At 50.7% G+C, this 19890-nt stretch carries 13 protein-coding genes; all 13 read right to left on the minus strand.

Annotated features, from left to right (window positions below):
• Position 1: 1 nt before the first annotated feature.
• The 13 genes from NNL21_RS09835 to NNL21_RS09895 all read right to left on the minus strand — a co-directional run bounded on the left by NNL21_RS09835 (position 2) and on the right by NNL21_RS09895 (position 19829).
• The gene (locus tag NNL21_RS09835) at positions 2–2560 is read right to left on the minus strand and encodes a DUF5696 domain-containing protein (protein ID WP_204817219.1); all 2559 of its coding nucleotides are present in this window, start codon (positions 2558–2560) and stop codon (positions 2–4) included.
• Positions 2561–2564: 4 nt separating this feature from the next.
• Positions 2565–4631, minus strand: a complete 2067-nt coding sequence (locus tag NNL21_RS09840) for a YIP1 family protein (protein ID WP_256555141.1) — start codon at positions 4629–4631, stop codon at positions 2565–2567.
• A 19-nt stretch (positions 4632–4650) separates the two neighbouring features.
• Complete coding sequence (locus tag NNL21_RS09845; protein ID WP_204817218.1) at positions 4651–5529, minus strand: carbohydrate ABC transporter permease; 879 nt, start codon at positions 5527–5529, stop codon at positions 4651–4653.
• Positions 5526–6419: a carbohydrate ABC transporter permease gene (locus NNL21_RS09850; RefSeq protein ID WP_204817931.1), complete on the minus strand. Its 894-nt coding sequence runs from the start codon at positions 6417–6419 to the stop codon at positions 5526–5528. The genes NNL21_RS09845 and NNL21_RS09850 overlap by 4 nt, the downstream gene beginning before the upstream one ends.
• Positions 6420–6493: 74 nt before the next feature.
• Positions 6494–9385, minus strand: coding sequence for an extracellular solute-binding protein (locus tag NNL21_RS09855; RefSeq protein WP_204817215.1), 2892 nt, complete (start codon positions 9383–9385; stop codon positions 6494–6496).
• A 92-nt stretch (positions 9386–9477) separates the two neighbouring features.
• Positions 9478–10893: an ABC transporter substrate-binding protein gene (locus tag NNL21_RS09860; protein ID WP_204817213.1), complete on the minus strand. Its 1416-nt coding sequence runs from the start codon at positions 10891–10893 to the stop codon at positions 9478–9480.
• Between the two features lie 536 nt (positions 10894–11429).
• Positions 11430–12710, minus strand: a complete 1281-nt coding sequence (locus tag NNL21_RS09865) for an MFS transporter (RefSeq protein WP_204817212.1) — start codon at positions 12708–12710, stop codon at positions 11430–11432.
• A 52-nt stretch (positions 12711–12762) separates the two neighbouring features.
• The gene (locus tag NNL21_RS09870; protein WP_204817210.1) at positions 12763–14295 is read right to left on the minus strand and encodes a leucyl aminopeptidase; all 1533 of its coding nucleotides are present in this window, start codon (positions 14293–14295) and stop codon (positions 12763–12765) included.
• A gap of 286 nt (positions 14296–14581) precedes the next feature.
• The gene (locus NNL21_RS09875) at positions 14582–15955 is read right to left on the minus strand and encodes an ATP-binding protein (RefSeq protein WP_204817207.1); all 1374 of its coding nucleotides are present in this window, start codon (positions 15953–15955) and stop codon (positions 14582–14584) included.
• Between the two features lie 273 nt (positions 15956–16228).
• Entirely contained in the window at positions 16229–17752 is a 1524-nt protein-coding gene (locus NNL21_RS09880; protein WP_204817205.1) for an anti-sigma factor domain-containing protein, read from the minus strand.
• On the minus strand, positions 17749–18558 hold the full coding sequence (gene sigI, locus NNL21_RS09885; protein ID WP_204817203.1) for an RNA polymerase sigma factor SigI: 810 nt from the start codon (positions 18556–18558) through the stop codon (positions 17749–17751). Before sigI ends, NNL21_RS09880 begins: the two co-directional genes overlap by 4 nt.
• A 105-nt stretch (positions 18559–18663) precedes the next feature.
• Entirely contained in the window at positions 18664–19089 is a 426-nt protein-coding gene (locus NNL21_RS09890; protein ID WP_204817201.1) for an FH2 domain-containing protein, read from the minus strand.
• Between the two features lie 191 nt (positions 19090–19280).
• Complete coding sequence (locus tag NNL21_RS09895; protein WP_204817198.1) at positions 19281–19829, minus strand: peroxiredoxin; 549 nt, start codon at positions 19827–19829, stop codon at positions 19281–19283.
• Positions 19830–19890 lie beyond the last annotated feature (61 nt).

Raw genomic sequence — 19890 nt, forward strand, 5'->3', positions numbered from 1 at the left:
TTTATCCCCCCTCAACGATATAATCAAGCGCCTTAATCGTGTTGCCGCCAACCTGCACATCTTGGCCGCCGTAATTGACCGTGATGCTCAAACCATTCTCATACGTGGTCTTAAATACGCGATCGGATAATTTGTCATGCCTTGCGATCGTTTGACCCCGGACATTCTTCAAGACGCCGTTGACTTCTTCGTAAGCTTGAACCGCATCATCCAGCCAGCGCTCATAATGCGTCGAGAACAAATAGCTGTAAGAGGTCTCCTTCAGCACGGCCGGATCTTCATATATCCAGCTGAAATAGACGTTGGAGCCCGTTTCCAGCGATCGAAGCATATTTACCCGAACATTCTGGTCATCGGAAAGGTTGTAGGGCGAGCCTGCGTAATCCACGTAGCCGTGCAGCACCATCTGGTTGAAAGGAACCGATTCGCCAGCCAACTGGTATTCATTGCTCTTCTCCGGCACACGGACAACATGTGACGCATAAGGAAGGGTATACGCATTACCGCCGGCGACCATAATATCCGGCACCTCTTCATGAATACGCTGCACTTGCTGCGTGACGATCTGCTTGGCGTCTTCCCGGGTCACTTCGCCCTTACGGCGAAAATCGGAATACAGATCCGAGCCGAGATCGCGCAGGGAGATTGAGCCTGGATTCAAATTTTTGTAATCCGACATAAATCCGTTGATTTCGGCCTTCAGCTTATTCGGAGACAGCAGGTAGTACTGCAGATTGTCGCTTCTGAAATAAGCTGCCCGGTCAAACTCGTAAATCTTGGCATACCGCCTTGAAATATACTGCGCGGCGTCCGCGGTGGGACTGAAGCCGCTGGAATCCTGATAGACTTGGAGGAACGCCACGTCCGGATAGAAGCCGCCGCCGCTTTGGGTGAGCTTCTCACTTAACTGCTTCCATTCCTTCTTCGTTCCGATGATGCCTTCCATGTCGATATCGGAAGGGAAATCGTGGTTGAGCCCATTGTTGAACCATCCCTTGTAGTTCAGGCGGATGTTTGCAATCTGTTTGGCATTCAGTTGATTGACCAGATCGGTCGCTTGCTCAAGATTCGTTAGTCCGACTAAGGCTTCATACGGGAAGCCCAGCATGTTCTTCTTCTTCGGAATGGAACCGGTAAGCTCGAGATAGAATGGCGTATCCCCGCCTTCCTTCATCTTGACCATATCCGTCGTATTCTCCAAATAGGACCGATACGCAGCTGCCATTCCGGAATAATTGGCTTGCTCGCCGTTCATAAAGGCATAACGGATCTGCAGCTTGCCGCGGTACGTATTCTTTGGCGTTTTGTACATAATCTCGTTGTTGCTAAGACGGACCTCGTCTTTGGGCAATATGATGAATTGACTGGAGACGGTATTGAACTCATGCTGTCTTCCCGCAATATCGGCGGACAGCCAGGCAAGTCCGTCCCCTTCCTCGATAATTGCAAGGAATGCCGCATCATTCTTCTTCATGCCGAATACGGGGAGACGATTCGGTTGCATCGTATTGTACTTTTCCTTGACGTACTTCGCCTTGTCTTCCCCGTAAACCGGCATAAAGACCGGCTGGGCCAGCTTCTTGCCGTTATTCAAGGGAATAAGCGTGCCTGAGCCGTCCGGAAGAAAGATATAGCCTTCATCTTGTTTGCTGGCGGCTCCGAAGTTCTCCAGCACGTTCATCGAATGGATTCGGTAAGGTGGGGAATCTTCCGTTATCGAGTTCGTGTCGACGGATACGACTAGATCCGCGCCGCTAAGCGTATACCGGATCGAAGCGGAGAATTTAGGATTCGCCCCCTCCTCCTCCGTCGCTCCCTCGCTGCCATTACCGTTATCGATCGCCAAATCCTCTTCGGTGTACTCAACCTTCTCGAACAGGGCCAGCAGCTTCTTCACCACGGCCTTCGGAATTTCGCGGCGTTCGTAGACTCCTTGCTCTTCCATGAACTTATACCGCACCTTCAGCTGTTCCTGATCGGCCGGGTCCTCCAGACGCTTCAGCAATCTCTCCTCGAAGCGTTCCTTGCTGACCACCCTCGGTATGGCTTCGATTCCCTTCTCCGGATTGCCGAACCGGTACGTGACGGTTACGTCCTTGTCGGTTGGCACAATATCGAATTGCTTATACTTGATGCTGTTGTTATAGCTGTCATAATCTTTGTTCTGCCCGTTCTTCGTTAAGTAGACGAACGAAATTTGGGAGGACAGCTTTCCTTTCAAATACGGGGTGGCCAGCTTATCCTCGGAGCTGTCCGGATTCGAACGCCATATTTGCCCGCTTTGTTTATCCAGGACGGCGATCTCCGTTGTAGCCTTGCTGATGTAGAGGCGCAGCGAATCATTCTCCAGCACAGCGTCCATTCCTTCGATCCGTGGCTCTACGCGTGCTGAGGCATTCAATGCTTTCAAGGATGGATCCGGCTGCTCATTAGCCGCCTTGGTCGAAGGCAGCACCGATGCAGGCTGATCATTATTCGATCCCGACGAGCAAGCGGATACAACGGTTATGGACATGATCAGGGATAACACCGCCAAATACCTGAAACCTCGATTTTTCACGACATTATCCCTCCCCAATTCTGAATATAGCTTCTTTATATACGGTTGTACCGAATGAGAGCATCTGCTGTACGAGGCTGAAGAATAGCAAGCCCAGGAATATGATGATACCGATAACGATGAGCGTAAGAACCATGGTGACAATGGTTTTGGTTACACTGTATTGATGGACGGTCAGCATGCCGACGAGCAGCAATCCGAAGAACCACAGGAATCCGATGGATTCAAACAGGCGGTAGAAGGAGCCTTCCTGGATCGTAATGATGTTCGACAGCAGAATTAACGGAATTTGCATCAGAATGAGCGGTACAAGCGCATAAGCTGTTGCGATGACAATTTCCTTGAACTTGCCTTCCCCGTCCATGAGCGTGGTAAGCGACCAGTTGGCAACACAGTACATAAAGAACGGGAGCACGATAAACTTGATTTCGTCGATCGTATTCACGCTTTCCGGATCGTTGATGCCCGGGTTGAATATGAATCCTGTATACTGCCGCTTCAATACATACAGCAGCGATAAGAGCAGCAGAAGCAGCAGCGCGAACCAGACTCGGCCTTTCTTCTCGAACTTCAGCTCCCAGAATCCGTTGAACGGATGGAAGATGGTGTACCAGGCCATTCCTACTACCCCTGGCTCGGTTTCTTTCCGCTTGATAAAGATCCTCGCCGCGATGAGCAGAACTGCGGCAGCAAGCACGCCAACCATGATTTTGCCGAAGTGCTCCCACATGAATTCCTTCCGGTAACGCTCGAACGCCCGGGAATAGTATTCGCGGTGCATGCCTAACTCGAAGTTTCTCATGGCCTCGTAATTATGTCCTTGTCTGAGCTCGGCCTTGCCAATACCCAGGTAAGCGATCTCCAGATTGTTATTCAAGCTCAGCACTTCATGCCATTTGGCGACCGACATCTCTTCCTGGCCGGTGTCGTTCATAATGACGGCATCGCGGATCGCGCTTCCATACCGAGTCGGCTCGAAGATGACGAGCTGATTAAGCCCTTTGTCCAAGACGACCATCTTGTCGCCCAGCATATCGATATCGACCGGCGTCTTGAACGTCCCGACTTGTTCGCCAAGCAGTCCGTATATATACATCAGCTTGCCTTCCCGGTCGTAGGTGAAAATACGGCCGCGAGTCGTGTCCAGAATGCTATAGATGCCGTTCTGGTCAATCGCGACGCTCGCGATAGCGGATGTTCCCGATCTCAATCCGCCTGTTCTAAACCGGATATCTCCCTTGGGCGGATGGTAGCCTGTTCGCTTCAGAACATCGCTTCCCGACGGATTAAGACGTTTAACGGGCGCATCCGAGAAAGCTTCTCTGGTCGTCGCATAGATGAACCCTTCACCGTCAATATCGACGTTGTTGAATTCGACCGGAATGAACAGCACCATCTTCGAGCGCTGCTCTTCCGTGCTGACGCGCTTCCAGAACAGATCGACCGCGCTGTATTTGACCTTATTGACACCCATGAACCCCGTAAATTTGCCTCCGGAATCAAACTGCATAATTCCGTTGAAGACCCCTTTACCGACCACATACAAGCGCCCGGCTGAATCGCCGACAAGCTTGATCGGTTCATAGACGAAGCCTGTTCCCAGCACATCACTCTCCGGAGCTCCGATAATGCGTATTAAATCACCTTCTTTGGACAACTCGACTACCCGCTTATTGCCTGAGTCCGCCACGAACAGATGACCGTTCGAGTGGACATAGATCCCTTGCGGCGCCGCAAACTTATCTTCTTTCCCACTGTTTGTAAAGGTGCTGATGATCTGTGTCACATTCGCATTCTCGTCCAGACGGACGATCCGGCTGTTACCTGTATCTACCACATAGATTTCCTTATCGGCCGTGATATAGATATCTTCCGGAGAATTGAACGGACCGGACGGCAGCTGATCGCCGACTACCTGCTTTACAGGCAAATACGGAACCGGCGCAGGCTCAGGCTCTCCCCACCAGGAATAATTGTATCCTTCGTACGGAGCGGCATGCGCCGGGACTGAGACGCCAACCATGACCAACAAAAGTGGGAAAAGCAGCAGAACTTTTCGAAATCGATTCACCGTGGCTTCCCCTTTCCCCTCAATCTTTCATGCCGGAGGTTGACATGGTTTGGATGACGCTGCTCTGCGACAGAACAAAGATGAGAATCGGAACCGTGAGCATCAGCAGCGTTGCCGCCATAGAAGGACCGGTCCGTATAATGCCGCCCTGCAGAATTTGACCTAGTGCGTAGTCGATGGTTTTCAACTGCTCACTGTAGATATACATGGCGCCGGCTGCACCGCCAGCTCCCCATAGTCCTTGAAACGAGAAGATAATGAGCGTCAGCCATGCAGGCTTGACCACTGGCATGACGATCGTCCAGAAGATGCGGAATTCGCCGCATCCGTCTATTTCAGCGGCCTCGAGAAGCGCGTCTGGAATCTGCTCCATATATTGCTTCATTAGATAGAGTCCAAGCGAGGAGCCGATAGCCGGAATGATGACCGCCCAATGCGTGTCAAGAAACCCGAGCCAGGACAGCGTCATATAGTTCGTAATTTGCGTTACCGTCGCGGAGAACATGAGCGACATCACGACGATCGTAAAGAGGATGGCCTTCCCCGGAAAATGACGCTTGGCAAGCGGATAGGCCGCCATCGAGGCGATGATAACATGACCCGCTGTGCCAACGATAGCGATAAAGAAGGTGTTGAATACATATCGCGTAACCGGAACCCATGAACCGGACAGCAGATGGTACAGATCGAAGAAATTGTTCATCGTCGGGTTCTGGACGAAGAAATCCGGCGGGAATTTTAAGATTTCATTAATCGGCTTAAACGCATTGCTGATGACGAAGACCAGCGGCATCGCCATAAAGTATCCGACGAGGGCCAGCAGCGCGAACAGCACGACATCGCCTTTCCAGGATCGGCTTACTCTCTTCTTGGGCAGACTGATTCGAATCACGGTCATTCACCGACCTTCGCAAGCAGTTTTCGGACGATTAGATTGGACCCCAGCATCATCGCGAACAATACGGTCGCAATTGCCGAAGCATAGCCCATCTCGAAGCGAATGGAGCCATAGTCCATCAAGTGCGTGACGATCGTATGGCCCGCATACTTCACGCTTGGGAACCCGGCTAAGGCTGTAGCCACTTCCGCAACGGCAAAGGAAGCCGTAATCTGTATGACCGCTCCGAACATGAGCATCGGTCTCATGGAAGGCAGCGTAATGAACCAAAGCTCCTGCCAGCGGTTGCGGATGCCATCGATAGCTCCGGCCTCCAGCAATGTCTTATCCATGCTTTGCAGCCCTGCAATAAAAGCGAGGAAGCTGGTACCCAAGCTAAGCCAGAGCTGAACGATGATGATGATCGGCATAATATATTTTGGCGTCTTAAGCCACAGGATAGGCTCCATGATCAGATGCCACTTCAATAGGAACGCATTGATGTATCCGTAAGAATCGCTGCTGAACAATAGTGTCCAGACGATGAACGCGCTGCCTGACAAGGCGGGCGCATAGAACACCAGGGTCGCAATCGCCCTTAGCTTGGGTGGAAATTCATTGATGACCCACGCCAGTACGAAGCATGCGATATAACTAACGGGACCGGTGATGGCGGCGAATATGAGCGTGTTCTTAAGCGCAATTAAGAAGACGTCGTCGCGTACGAACAATTGCGCATAATTCCGCCATCCAACCCATTTCGGAAATTCCAGCATATTAAAGTTCGTAAAGCTGACAAGAAGCGATAAACAGACGGGAAGAACGGTAAACGCGAAGAATATGAGGAAGTATGGCGCAATCATCGCATAGATGACTTTTTTCCGCTTCATTTCCTTCAACGTGAGATTCATCTTCAGCCTCGGCTTACCGCTCCCAAGCGCTGTTCGTGTTTTTCTGACAAGCTGTATCATGCGGACCCTCCTCTCTACTCCGTTGGTAAACCGAACTCCTGCCGTTTAATCGTAATTTCCTGATTAATGGTCCGAACGTAATTTTCTAATGTCTCGCGAGGCTCTGTACCATCGGTGTAAACCTCGTAGAACGCGTTGTTCAGATGGCGGTCAAGCGAATACCCGCCCGGAACAGCCGGTCGTCCGACGACCCATTCCAGCTCGCCCGTCAGTTGATTCAGCTCTCTTGCAGACCAAGGCAGCTGCCCAAGCGCATCCAGATTCGCCGCTGCATAGCGGGCTGACTCCCCGAGAATCGCTTCCATCTCACGTCCGAACGTCACCTGCGCCTCGGCATCTGTCCACCACTTCATAAACTCCCAGCCAGCTTCCTTATTCTTCGCATTCTTGAACATGACGGTACCGGTCGAGGTGCTTAACGTCTCATGATGAACCGTGCCATCGGCAGCGCGCGTACCCGGAAGCGCCACGAAGTTCCATTGGCCTCTAATCTCGGGGGCGAATACTGTCAGGAAGTTGAAGGTTGTATAATCCGCGATGCCAAGAGGCATCTCGCCTGTACGGAAGCGGTTTATGAAATCGAATTCGATCGGTAGCTTGTAGTTGGTGTACAGCTCCGTCCACTTCTGGAACGTATTGATCCCAATATCGGAATCCAAGTCGGTAGCAATGCCGTCTTCTTTGTAGTACTGCCCCTTGTTCTGATAGAGCATGGTCTCGAAGACGATGTTAGTCGGCAGTGCAAGATCCATGTTATGCTTCTGGAGCTCAGGGATGATCTTGTACATATCGTCCCAGGTTTGCGGAACCTCGAGCTTTAATTCGTCCAAAATATCCTTCCGGTAGAACAGCATAGGGAAGGTCTGCGTTTCAGGGACCGCGAAGACACCATCCTTGTAATTGAAGCTCGTAAAGGCGCTGTCCTTGAACCGGTTCTTGACGGAATCGAAATCCTTGAATTCCGTTAAATCCTGCAGGGCGTTACGCATGGCGAAGTTAATGACATCCCCTTGGGTTAAGGCGATGTCCGGCCCCTTCCCAGCCAGTGTGGCCGGCAGGACGACAGCCGCATTAACGAGCTGCAGATTGACCGTAATACCCGTTTGCGGTGTAAAGGAATTATCGATCATCGACCGGAGCAGCTGAGCTTGGTCCCGTCCTGCAGCAATCCATACCGTAACTTCCTTCTTGCCATCTTTCTTGCTGCTGCTAACCGAGTTGTAATTCTCCGAGAATGATTTGGCAAAGGACATCACCTCGTGCACGGACTTGCGAACAAATCCGGTGCTGACAGGCGGTGTCTTGATATCCGGAGATTTGAAATATAAATAATCGATTTCCAATGGCTGTTGATTGACGGTAAGCAGCCATGTCCCCAGCGCGGTAACGTTGTCTTTGAAGTTCTTCAGCCTCGTTGCCAGCGTCTCGGGTCTGCTGCCCAAATCGTCAAGCTGATAGGAAGTCGTCCGTAGAATCGTGGTGCTGTCGCTTGTTCCACCGACCATTTCGTCCATTCGGTCGGCCGCTTTCTCCAGAATTTCACTCTGCTTCTGGAAGACGGATTGAAGCTCCGGAATCTTCTTCACGAGCTCATAGTCGCGGAACGGATCCGGTACGGTTGACGTAATCATGATTATTTTGAGATACAGGGCATTCAGCTGTTGAATGCTGGAGCGGACCGTACGAATAATTTCGGTCAACTCGCCCATGCTGAGCTCGAGCTTGATTTGATGCTTGCCTTCGGTTAAATAAAATAAATATGGTTTTCCGTCTTCGCCGGGAGTGCCGATCTGCCAGGCACCGTCATAGTTGAATGGAATCGCTTCGGCCTCTTTGAACGGGATATTGCCGTCAATGGTAAGCTTCCGGACGACATTGACGCCCCGGACCGTATTCTGCTTATACCGAAGACCAAATTCATAGAGACCGTCCTTGGGAACCTCGATGTCCCACGCGATCCACTGGCCGGGAATTTTCCAATTCACCCCGCCGATCGTATTCATCCGTATCTTAGACACATGATAGGGCTCCGTACCTGGGCTTGATCGGTCGTTAAGGGGGTACAGCGAAGGATTCGATTTCAAGGATGCGCTTTCGCCTTGAAATTTGATGAATTGTCCCTTTGTGATATCGTAGCCTTGGTCCTCATAGGATTTGGCCACAGTCTTATAATCGGGGATCGTCTCTTCTTGATACAGCTTCAACGAGTCAATAACCATAGGTTCTCTAAGCGAGCTTAGTGTGATACGATGCTGCCCTTTCGATAGATAGAAAGAGAACGGCTCCTTGTAATAGCCTTCCGCATCCCGAAATATCGCTTCCTGCCATTGCGGGCTTTCGACCTGTCTGGGGCGCAGCTCATTCCCGTTCAGATCCGACTCTATCTTAGGAAGCTCATTGCGCCATACCCGGGAGAATAGGAGCCTGGTCGCCTCATCGAATGGAGCGATTCCATCAATGAGCAGTTCGCGCTCGATCGGCGAGCTGTTGCCGGCTACGGGATAATAGCGTAAACCCATATGATATAAGCCATCCTCAGGCACCTGAACATCCCAGTGAATAGCGCCGGTGTCTTCCGTGCTGATCACAGGAGTCGAGGAACCTTCATAGGAGTCTATTATAGTCGCATTCATTCCGTCAGCAGCTGCGAAGGTTTCCGCTTCGATGACCTGCGTAACGGAGGGCCGTCCTTTATCCGCGTATTGTGCTATGTACGATTCGTACCGATTGCCAGCCGAGGTTTGAATGGCCTCAGGGTCCGCCGTAAGATCGAGCCCTCCCTTGACGGGTTCCAGAACACTGCCTGACGATTGATTCACAGGAACAACGGTGACGATTATGATGACTATGACCAGGGCCAGCAGGGCAGTAGCAATCGCCTTAGTTTTCCTAGTTACCTTCCGCATGCGAAACCCTCATTCCTCTTCAAATGGTAATCCATATAAAAGGACGGGAATCCCGAGAGGGATTCCCATTTTCACCTGTTATGAGTGCTGCTTTATTTCGCCGCCGGCGTCGGTGCTTCCTTAATGGTGTTAAGCTGAGCATCGATCGCGGCTTGCGCCTTCAGCTTATTCCGCTCCATTACGGTTTCAGGCGACTCGCCGCGATTCGCGATGGAGTAAGCCGTATCACCGAGTGCACCGTCAACAGGAAGGAAGATCGGCTGTGAATATTTCACGATTTCCAGCATGGCTTCAATGTCTTTCTCGTCTGCCAGCAGCTGCTTCTCCGCTTCTTCACGCAGCTTCGGCTGTACACGGTCCCATGTTTGGATGTAATCCCAAATGTACGCTTTTTCTTCGGCTCTCTTGACGTTAGCCGGGATATAGTTCTGAACATAGTTCTCAATGCTTCCTTGCCATACGGTTGCTTTAGGACCTTTAGGAAAGAATACGAAGCCTTGCTCATCCGTCATGGTTGTGCGTGTCGCACCTTCCCACACCTCGCCGGTTACCATAGCCGCTTTACCTGCAGCGAACACGGTTTGGGAATCATTGTAATCGTCGAAGTTCTCGTTCTTGCTCGGCTTCACGACCTTATGAACATTGTACAGGTCACTGTAGTAGTGAAGCGCTTCCAGCAGGTTTGGATTGTCGTAGGCAAACACGCTCTTTCCGTCCTTCTGCTCGATGAAAGCGGCATCATTGGAGTGAATGAGAATCCGGACCAAGTTCGGCGCCGTATTGGTTACGCCCCATTGATCGATTACGCCGTCGCCGTCCGTATCCTTCGTCGCCTTCTTCGCGATATCAAGGAAGGTTTCCCAGTTCCAATTGTCCTGTGCCACCAGATCATGCGGATCCGGCAAGCCTTCACGCTCGAACAACGTTTTGTTATAATAAATACCCGATGCATTGCTGATGCTCGTCGTGAAGCCGTACATCTTGCCGTTGACCATGCCGTGCTTCTTCATGCCTGCAGGCCACTTCGGATCCTCGAAGTCGAAGAAATCATCAACCGGCATGAATAGACCTTGATTAATGGCCGGAATGGCAAAGTACAGATCAAGCGGTACGATGTCCGCTACGGATTCGCCGGAAAGCGCTGCGTTGGTTACCATGTTGATGCTTTCGCCCCAAGGCACCTTTTCGTAGACGATCTTCACGTTGAATTTCTCTTCTGCTTCTTTCCACTTCGCAAGCTCTAGAGCGCCTTCAGGCGTCTCTTCGGACGGACCATCAACCCAGTTAATAATTTTGAGCGTTTCCCCGTTCATGTCGATCTGCCGTTCCTGTACGACAGGAGGCTCTTCTTCCTTGACCGGCTCATTAGTCTGATTGCCTTGGTTATTTCCTTTGGTTTCGTTCGTGCCGTTGTTTGTCTTACCTGAATTGTTAGAGTTGCCACATGCAGCTACAAAAATGAGTGTAAACGCAAACAAAATGGTGATGACCAGTTTCATTCTCGGCATACTTTTTAACCCTCCCCATTAATGTGCAAGCTTAAGCTTTCTGTTCCTTCAAACAAACACGCCCGACTTTCTAGTCATCATCCCTCCTAATATTAGTATTCGAAGCATAAATGGGTGCTGCTGGAAGTATTCATAACTATGGTCATTCTCTCATAATTCCATAAATTCAATATATCACCGTTGGAGGAATCATTCAATATTAATTATTATAATAAAAAAAAATTCTTTTTTTAAACACAGCAGCGACCCGCGACAAGCAGCTGCAAACCAATAAAGCATTTTAAGCAGCGCCCGCTTCCGCTGATAGTACATATGTATTTCACAATCTGATCCTAGCATATAGTGAAAGAATATTCCACTATTTTCTTGTAAATAAAAACAAAATACCTTTACGACTAGGTTTTACTCCGCCGTCTATCATTTCTATCGATCTCGAACAGGCTTAACAAGACTCTCTCATTGAAGTATCTCTACAAAATAGAGAAGAGCCGGACATGGACTCCATGTTCGGCTCTTCTCTATTTAGTCTACGATCTCTAGCGTCTCTTGCGCCCATCCCGCATGACGACCGGACCAATCGTCAGCGCAAGCATAAGCAGCACGATTCCCGTCATGAAGGATATCCCATAGCTCTGCAGCCAGTACGGGCTATTCTCGATCTGTTTGTACAGGCGCCCGCCAAGCAGCGGCCCCACAAACCCCGTAAGTCCTGTCAGCGCCGAGAATATAGCTACGTACATGGGCCGGTCGGCCTTGGGCGTATCGCCAATCATAAAATTGAATACGAGCAGATTATAGCCGCCCATCCCAAATCCGAGCGCGGCATGTACGATCAGGAGAACGAGAATGACAGGCAGGACCTCAATCCCGGCCCACAGTACACAAGAGACCCCAATAATGGGCAGCGTCCAGAGCAGCAGCGTACGCGTCGCGAATCTAGCATTCATAACGCCCCAGTAATAGTAGCTGAACATCATAACAATCATTTGAACGGTTGTAATGAAGGTCACCCACCAAATGCTAATCCGAAGAATCTCCAGCATGACGAACGAAAATAGCGGAACTGCAATATTTTGCACCAATATAAATAGAGCAATGAATAGGGTTGCCTTCATGTAGGAAGGATCCTTGAGCGGCTTCATGAACAAGCCGGCTGAGCTGGACTCCGACGATCGCTCAAACGGAGGATTCGGATAACGCCACAGCTCGATCCCGTTCCACACCACGCACAAGACGCTGATCACATATAGGATAATAAAGGCGGTCTGCTGCTCGAATTGCTGCAGAATTTGACCGCCGACCAGAAGTGAGATGCTGGCCACCGCCCAATGAATCGTATTGCGAATTCCGAAATAGCGGCCGCGTACCTGAGCGGGCACCATATCCGCTATCAAGGAGGTAAAGAAAATGCCTCCGGTTGCACCCATAATGAAGGAGAAGAGGAACATGCCGATAAAGACGGCAACGCGCGAGCCCTCTGGAACCAGAAACGGGATAAGTCCAGTTGCGACCCATACGATCCGGTGGATTACACTGAATACCGTAAGGAGCAGACGGCGGTTATTGAATCGTTGAATATAATAAGCGGCAATGAGCTGCACCATGTTTGCTAGTGCGGGAATAGCAAGGGCCAGACCAACCTCTGCAGAGCCTCCGCCCAGATAGACGATATACGCGGTCAGGATTGGAGCACTCCCCAGAAAGTTGGCCATCATGACGGCCGGTATGCCTTCCACGATCGAGGTAAGAAGGCCTCGTCGTTGATCGGATAAATGCTTTCGATAGAAGACAGATAATATATGTCTGAAGAATGACATGGCGACCTTGCTCCTTCATGGTGTCTTATCCCTTGCCTTGCCTTATCTTGTCTTATCCCTCTTTATTCAATAGCTCTCCAAGGGTCCGAACCATGACGCCGGTACCGCCCTTCGGCTCCCATGAGCGTTCCCGGTCCAGCCATGCGGTAGCCGCGATATCCAGATGCACCCACGGCCGGTCTTCAGCGAAAGCGCCGATGAACAAGCCGCCTGTGATCGTGCCGCCCATCCGGCCTCCGCTGTTCTTCATATCCGCAGCATCGCTTTCCAGCTGCTTGCGGTACTCAGGGAAGGAAGGGAGCTGCCATATGCGCTCTCCCGACTGCTTGGAAGCCGTCATCACCTGCTCCAGCAGCTCCTCGTTATTGGTAATCGCGCCTGTCGCGACATTGCCCAAGGCAACGCCGACTGCGCCGGTGAGCGTTGCAAGATCGACCAGCTTAGTCGCGCCGCGCTTGATCGCGGTCGTAAGACCGTCGGCCAAGACGAGACGTCCCTCGGCATCGGTGTTAACGACTTCAACCGTCGTGCCGTTCATCATCTTCAAGACGTCGCCCGGTTTATAAGAACGGTCTGAAGGCATATTCTCCGCGGATGGGATGACGGCAAGAACATTCACCTTTGGCTTCAGTTCCCCGATAATACGCATCACCCCAAGAACGGAAGCCGCTCCGGCCATATCGCATATCATGCCTTCCATGCCTTCCGCCTTCTTCAAGGAAATACCGCCCGTATCGAACGTTATTCCTTTGCCGATCAAGCCCCATACCTCTGCACTGTCCGAAGCGCCTTCATAATGAATAACAATCATTCTTGGCGGGTTTGCGCTGCCTTGCCCGACGCCGAGCAGACCGCCCATTCCTTGCTCCGCGGCCGACCATTCGTCCAGCACTTCGATATCCAAGCCGTATTGCCCGGCCAGTACTTCCGCCTCCGATGCCAGCAGCTCCGGGGTCAGGTGGTTAGCCGGAAGGTTAGTCAAATCGCGCGCATATATGACCGCCGCCGCGAATACTTTTCCGCGCTGAATCCCTGCCTGCCATTGCTCCTGCGAATCCGGTGAATGACCGGCAGCTCCGGCAGGGGTAAAGTTGACCGATGTGACGGTGGATTGACGCAGACTATCGCCTGTCTTCACCGTCTTCCGCTTAAAAACGCCAAGTGCGTAACCTTCCGTCATGGCTTGCGCCGCTTGTGCCGGCGTACAAGCCGACGATCCCGCGCACGCTGCTTCTGGAAGCAATTGTTGAACACTGGCGGCCTTGAGACGCCCGGCGGCCTTGGCCGCTGCTGTTGCGGCATCCCTTAAGCTATCCGCCGTAAGCTCCGATCGGGCAATACCTACATAGATGACATGGCTGACCGGAAGCAAACCGAGCGAAGGGAGCGCAAGCACTTCCTTTGGTTCCGCTTTGAACAGCCCTCTCTCTACATGTACGCGAAGTGCCTCATCCAACTGCGGATGCACCCACTCCGCTTCCTCCTCCTGCAGCTCCTCGCGGCTGATCAGCTTGACGATGACATCAAAGTCTGCCGCTGCCTCACTGTTATTCACCCCGTATGTAAACTGAACCTCGCTCATCATTCATCTCTCCTCTCATATGTATCCGCTCACAAGAAGAAACGGTCCGCGCCATCCTTGGCAGCGTAGACAGCTTCTTCCCCTAGACTCTATCCAAATGTGTACATGCGAAACGTATCCATTCGGATACAATCACAAAAAGGGTTATCCCCGACCGCGTAAAACCGCCTCCCTCGCGATGATAAGTGACGTCGGACGGAAGCATACTCCCCGTTTCATCCTTCCATTATCATCACCCTTGCAGAGAGCCGATTGCCGGCGTTATCGGTTATAACCCGATTCTAATGCTTTACTCTACTAATGGCAAATAGATCTTGAATTCTGTTCCCTCTCCCATATCACTAGTCACTCTTATCGTGCCGCCGTGATTGCGGATGATTCGATAGCTGACGGATAAACCCAGGCCCGTTCCCTCGGCTTTTGTCGTATAGAACGGATCAAACAGCCGAATTTTCGTCGTATGATCCATCCCTTTACCGTTATCGCGTATCGCAATTTCTACATAGGAGCCCTCCCGCTTCGCAAAGATAACGATACAGCCGCTGCGCTCGCCGCCCAGCTCCTCGATCGCATCTAGCGCATTGCGGATAATGTTCAGAATAACTTGCTTGATCTGCTTCACATCAATGGAGACCGCCAGCTGTTCATCATAGATTTCCATCTGAATCTGACAGCCCTTCATCAGCGCTTCACTGTCACACAGCAGAACGACTTCCTTCAGCAGAGAGGTAATGTAAACTTTTTGCATCATCGGCGCAGAAGGCTTCGAGGAGTTGAGAAATTCGTATATGATATCGTTTGCCCGGTCAATCTCCGCCAATATAATCCGGGCGTATTCCTCTTTGCCAAGCTGCAGCAGGTGAGGCCTGAGCAGCTGGATAAAGCCGCGGATCGATGTTAACGGGTTGCGGATTTCATGAGCAATAGCCGCGGCGATTTTGCCGAGCATGGCCAGCTTATCATTCTGGTATGCGGTTTGTTCGATTTGTTTATATTCCGAGACGTCTTTGACGCTGAATAAATAATCGCCATCCAGCTGGTCCCCATAGGTAACCGTCACAAGCAGATGTTTGCCGTTCGCGTCTTGAAACTCCATATAGCGGCTTCGCCGCAAAAACATTTCCTTATACAGGCGAAGCAAGATGCGCTTCGTTCCCGTACGCAGCTGAGGATGCGTAAATAATTCCCGCAGGTTGCATCCGATAAGCGTTTTTCTCGGAATATCAAGCATCTTGGCCATCTGCAGATTAATGAAGGATAGGATGCCATCACTGTCGAAAATCGCAATTCCACTATCCATGTGCTGAAGCACATTCTCATATTTATTCTTGACCATGCGGAACGAGCGGTGTGAATTGAGCAGCATGTCGCGCATTTCGCTGAATCGCTGCTCTTGTGTTTGCTCTGGCTGTACTCGGAACCGGAAGGCTACCATCAGCTCAATCAGAAAGATGAAGGAGCGGCTGTACAGCTTTAATGCCTCTTCCGACTCTACATTCGCAACGAGTGTCTGCATCGACTCTTCATGAATCGCAATAATATCTTCCGGATGAACGCCGTGAAGCAACTTGCCTATCTCCGTTGCTTCGTTGAGAGAAGCTTCACTTCCGCTTCGTATGTATTCGGCAAGCGCCGGAAAATAGCGTTTTCGAATCGCTTGCATGTTCTATTCCTCCCTTGCGGCACAATAGGCGAAGCGAGTCATAGCCGGTTCACCAGCCGTTTCCAATAGAACAATAACCGTTTGTTTCACGACAAATATCGCTCTTTTCGGATAGGCTTACCGTAATAATAGTAATAGCTTCTAATAATTGTCAACAGGAGATCCTGTCGAATCACGCCTGCCCGCACAGCGGTTAAAAAGCCGCGCAAACACAGATTCAAAATACCTGAGTTCACGCGGCTTTCTCATGTTGTTCGGCGAATAAATGGACCTTTAGTGGCGATCATCGTCGCGCCCACGGTCTTTGTCATTCTTTTGAGTTTTCTCTTTCTCTTTCTCTTTTTCTTTCTCTTTTTCTTTCTGATCCTGCTGTTCTTTCTGTTTCTCTTTTTCTTGCTGCTTCAGCTTCTCTTGCTCGCGCTTGTTTTCCTGCTTACGGGTATCGTCCTCTTTATCACTGGTCTTGCCGGTCTCACCGGGTGACGGAAAAACGGCAGGGTGGCGGCCACTGCTGGTTTGTTTGCCAGCTTCCTGCCCGCCTGAACGATCCGAGTCATCCGAATCGTTTTTCGTATTCTTTTCTTGACTCTGCTTCTCCGACTGGGAATTCCTCGCTTGAATGACAGACCGGTCGTCATCGTCATCATCGTCGATATTCTTCTTATTCCAGCCGGATTCTCTTCGCTGGTCATCGTCGATATCGGTTTTATCCCGATCCGACTTGTTCTTGTCCTTATCCACTTTCCAATCCTTTTCTTTATCCTTGTGCGTAATCTTGTCTTTGTTCTTCTCCTTCTCTTGCTCCTTCTTTTCCTTTTCCTTATCCTTGTCCTTAGCCTTGTTCGAGTCGGTAACGGTAACGGCTTTGCCCCCTGTCGACACCGAACTTGCTTTATCGTTAAGCTTGGCGGTTAGGTCCTCACTATTCTTCACCCGCTGCTGCCTTTCTTTCTTCAAGAGCTCCTCGAGCTTCTTTTTCTGCTCCTGTTGTCTTTGCTCCGCTTTCAGAGCATCGGTCTGCTTCTTATCGTCCAATACCGCCCCAACGCCACCCCATGCCTTAGCCGTTTTGTGTATGGATGTACGCTTCAGCTTCATAATATCGACTTCATGACCTTGGCTTTTGGCTACCAGATAGAACGCCATTTTCCCCGAGGAGAGCCCGATCTCATTCGCTTCGTCCCGGACTTCCTTTGGAGCTGATACGGTATTGACCTGAACGGAGCGCTTGCTCTCTGCATCGTTCTTAGCCAGCGATTTCTTCACAGCTGCATCAACATGAGCGGTAAGCTGAGATTCAAAGTCAGCTTTGCCCGTCTCTTTGACAAGCACGCTTGCAATAAGTACATCGCCTTCTCCACTGTCAAAATAATGCGCGGCCTCCACACGATCCATGATCGTTTCAGCGACATGCTCCACCGGCAAACCCTCGTATTCCATGCCCTTGGTCAGCTGTCTGGCAGAGCCGTTCATCGCACGCAGCTCGATCACTTTCTCTTGGTCATCGACCCCAATCTCGATGCTTGGATTAATGTCCATTGTCAAATAGGCGACCACCGGAGACTCCGTCGTCTTCAGGCTCATAAACAACGGAACGAAGAGAAGCAGAACCATCGCCGCTGCACCGATACCCATACTGTACAGCATTTTTGGCTTGCGGATACGGGAGGTTTGATCGATTTGAATTTCGTCTCCGACCGAAACACCGGTTCTGGACGGTACACGCCGGAATTCGCCATCCGGCGTCAAGACGATGCTATGGCGTTTGTCAATTCCCATAATGATCCCGCGGTTCATGCTCTCACCCCTTTCACTTCGTTCTCGCTATCGTTCACCTGCTGCAAAGGCTGCAAATAAGCCTGCAGGTAGGGGTATTCCCCTTGATGTAATAAGGCAAGTGCAATTATGTATTTACGGTTCCGTTCGATGGTCTTTCTCGATACGCCTGCCAGCACGCAGAGCTCCTTGATCGGAATTTTTTGCGTTGCTTCGAACGAATGGAACAAGGCTGGCGTCGCCGCTAACGATAAGCTGATGGAAGCCAGCAGCAGCCTCGAATCCGCATGCTTTGGCGACAGGTCCGGCAGCTCGGCAAACGTGATGCCGTATTGCATCAGGCAGCTATCATATTCGGCAATCTCCATCCGCCTTGCATCAGCATCCTGCTGCATGCTGTAGCGCTGCAAAGCCTCTTGCGTTTCAATCGGATTAACAGCCTGCTCTTCTTCGTCGACGGTTTCAAAGGAACTGTATGAAATTGTATTGGAATGGCGTTGTTCTTTTCGGACATAGTCAATAAGCCTACGCCGAATGACCGTTTCGGCAAAGCCGAGAAACGATTTTCCTGCATGGCTTGCGTATTGCTCGATCGCTTCATTAAACGCGCTGAGCGCAATGCTGAATTCGTCATCGCGAGTAGGATCGATATATCTCTTGCAGAATCGACTCGTGACCTTGACGATATACGGCTGATAGGCGGCAATAAAATCATCGCGTGATGCAAGTCCTTCGCGTATTCGCGCGACGGTGTCTTCCGGTGATTCCTCACTGGTCCCAGCCGATCTTTGCTTACCGAAAAACCGCTTAAACAGTACGAGTAGCAACCGCTCCACCTCACATTATAGTTTTCGTGTTGTTCGCTGCAGTTGTGGGGGTCTTCGGATTAATTTATACAAATAAAAAGCCTCCTTCTACAGGAGGCAGAATGGTTAACAATATCCTTCTGAGGTGCGCCGCTGCCGCAGCTTAGCGCGGCGCTTACCGAGAATGCCCAAACGGTGTTTCAGTTCAGCCTCCCAAGCCTCATCGCTAATCTGCTTCGCAAAGCTCAGCAAATCAAGCGCCATATCGATTTGATTGGAGACGACGTCCATCGGATCCTCGTTCTCATTATTAACGCAGTTCTCGAATAGCTCATTGCCGTCCTGCTCGACATATTCAAGGAAATCAACTTCAGAAGCCCCATCCCCATGGGCATACTCAGCTAAAATTTCGTATTCATTCTCGATACCGTGGTGAATTTCAACCCGATGGCACACTGGACAAAACAATATTGGGACGTTATGGATGTGCGTCCGGAAATGCTTCAGTGTTCCGTTCGTGCCGATCATGCTGGCTCCGCAACAAAAACTCATGTCCGTCTCCCCCCTTACCACATTCTCATTCTCCAATTTACCGTGGAAACCCGGTTCGAACCTCTTCTAAAAAACGTATTCGAGATGGTGAGACGAAATTCCTGCTTTGCAAGTTTCGACAACAGCAAAAAAAACCCGGCATCGCTAGGCGATTCCGGGTTTTTGTAGGGAACATTAAAAATCGTTCATTATTATTTGGCTTGCAGATGCTTGTCGCCTGGTTTCCAGTTAATTGGGCAAAGACCACCGGATTGCAGAGCTTGAAGAACGCGAAGCGTTTCTTCTACGCTGCGGCCTACATCGTTATGGTTAACGACTTGGTATTTCACTTCGCCTTCTGGATCGATAATGTAAAGGCCGCGAAGCGCGATGCCTTCTTCTTCGATCAGGACGCCGTAGTCACGAGCAACGCTCTTCGTGATGTCTGCGGCAAGCGGGAAGTTCAATTTGCCAAGGCCGTTATCATTAACCGGTGTATTGATCCAAGCGCGATGGCTATGTTTGCTGTCTACGCTCACACCAAGAATTTCGGTATCAAGCTTGCTGAATTCGCCGGCTGCTTCGCTAAGCGCCGTAATTTCAGTTGGGCAAACGAAAGTGAAATCAAGAGGATAGAAGAAAAGTACGAGCCATTTGCCTTTGTAATCCGAAAGAGAAGCAGTACCAAAATCTTGTCCATTCCCTGTTGCCGTTTCCATGTTGAAATCTGGAGCCGGACGACCTACCAAACGTTCTGCCATTCGAGAATACCTCCTTGACGCTTTCGCGTTCCTAATTTAGATCAGTGTCACAAGGTGACTT

Source organism: Paenibacillus mendelii (assembly GCF_024498075.1).
In the GTDB taxonomy this organism is placed as follows: domain Bacteria; phylum Bacillota; class Bacilli; order Paenibacillales; family Paenibacillaceae; genus Paenibacillus_Z; species Paenibacillus_Z mendelii.

Coding starts and splice junctions, on each gene's coding strand:
- NNL21_RS09845 (WP_204817218.1), bottom strand. CDS start 5,529: ATGACCGTGATTCGAATCAGTCTGCCCAAGAAGAGAGTAAGCCGATCC.
- NNL21_RS09895 (WP_204817198.1), bottom strand. CDS start 19,829: ATGGCAGAACGTTTGGTAGGTCGTCCGGCTCCAGATTTCAACATGGAA.
- NNL21_RS09865 (WP_204817212.1), bottom strand. CDS start 12,710: ATGTCATTCTTCAGACATATATTATCTGTCTTCTATCGAAAGCATTTA.
- NNL21_RS09875 (WP_204817207.1), bottom strand. CDS start 15,955: ATGCAAGCGATTCGAAAACGCTATTTTCCGGCGCTTGCCGAATACATA.
- NNL21_RS09850 (WP_204817931.1), bottom strand. CDS start 6,419: ATGAATCTCACGTTGAAGGAAATGAAGCGGAAAAAAGTCATCTATGCG.
- NNL21_RS09880 (WP_204817205.1), bottom strand. CDS start 17,752: ATGAACCGCGGGATCATTATGGGAATTGACAAACGCCATAGCATCGTC.
- NNL21_RS09855 (WP_204817215.1), bottom strand. CDS start 9,385: ATGCGGAAGGTAACTAGGAAAACTAAGGCGATTGCTACTGCCCTGCTG.
- NNL21_RS09870 (WP_204817210.1), bottom strand. CDS start 14,295: ATGATGAGCGAGGTTCAGTTTACATACGGGGTGAATAACAGTGAGGCA.
- NNL21_RS09890 (WP_204817201.1), bottom strand. CDS start 19,089: ATGAGTTTTTGTTGCGGAGCCAGCATGATCGGCACGAACGGAACACTG.
- NNL21_RS09860 (WP_204817213.1), bottom strand. CDS start 10,893: ATGCCGAGAATGAAACTGGTCATCACCATTTTGTTTGCGTTTACACTC.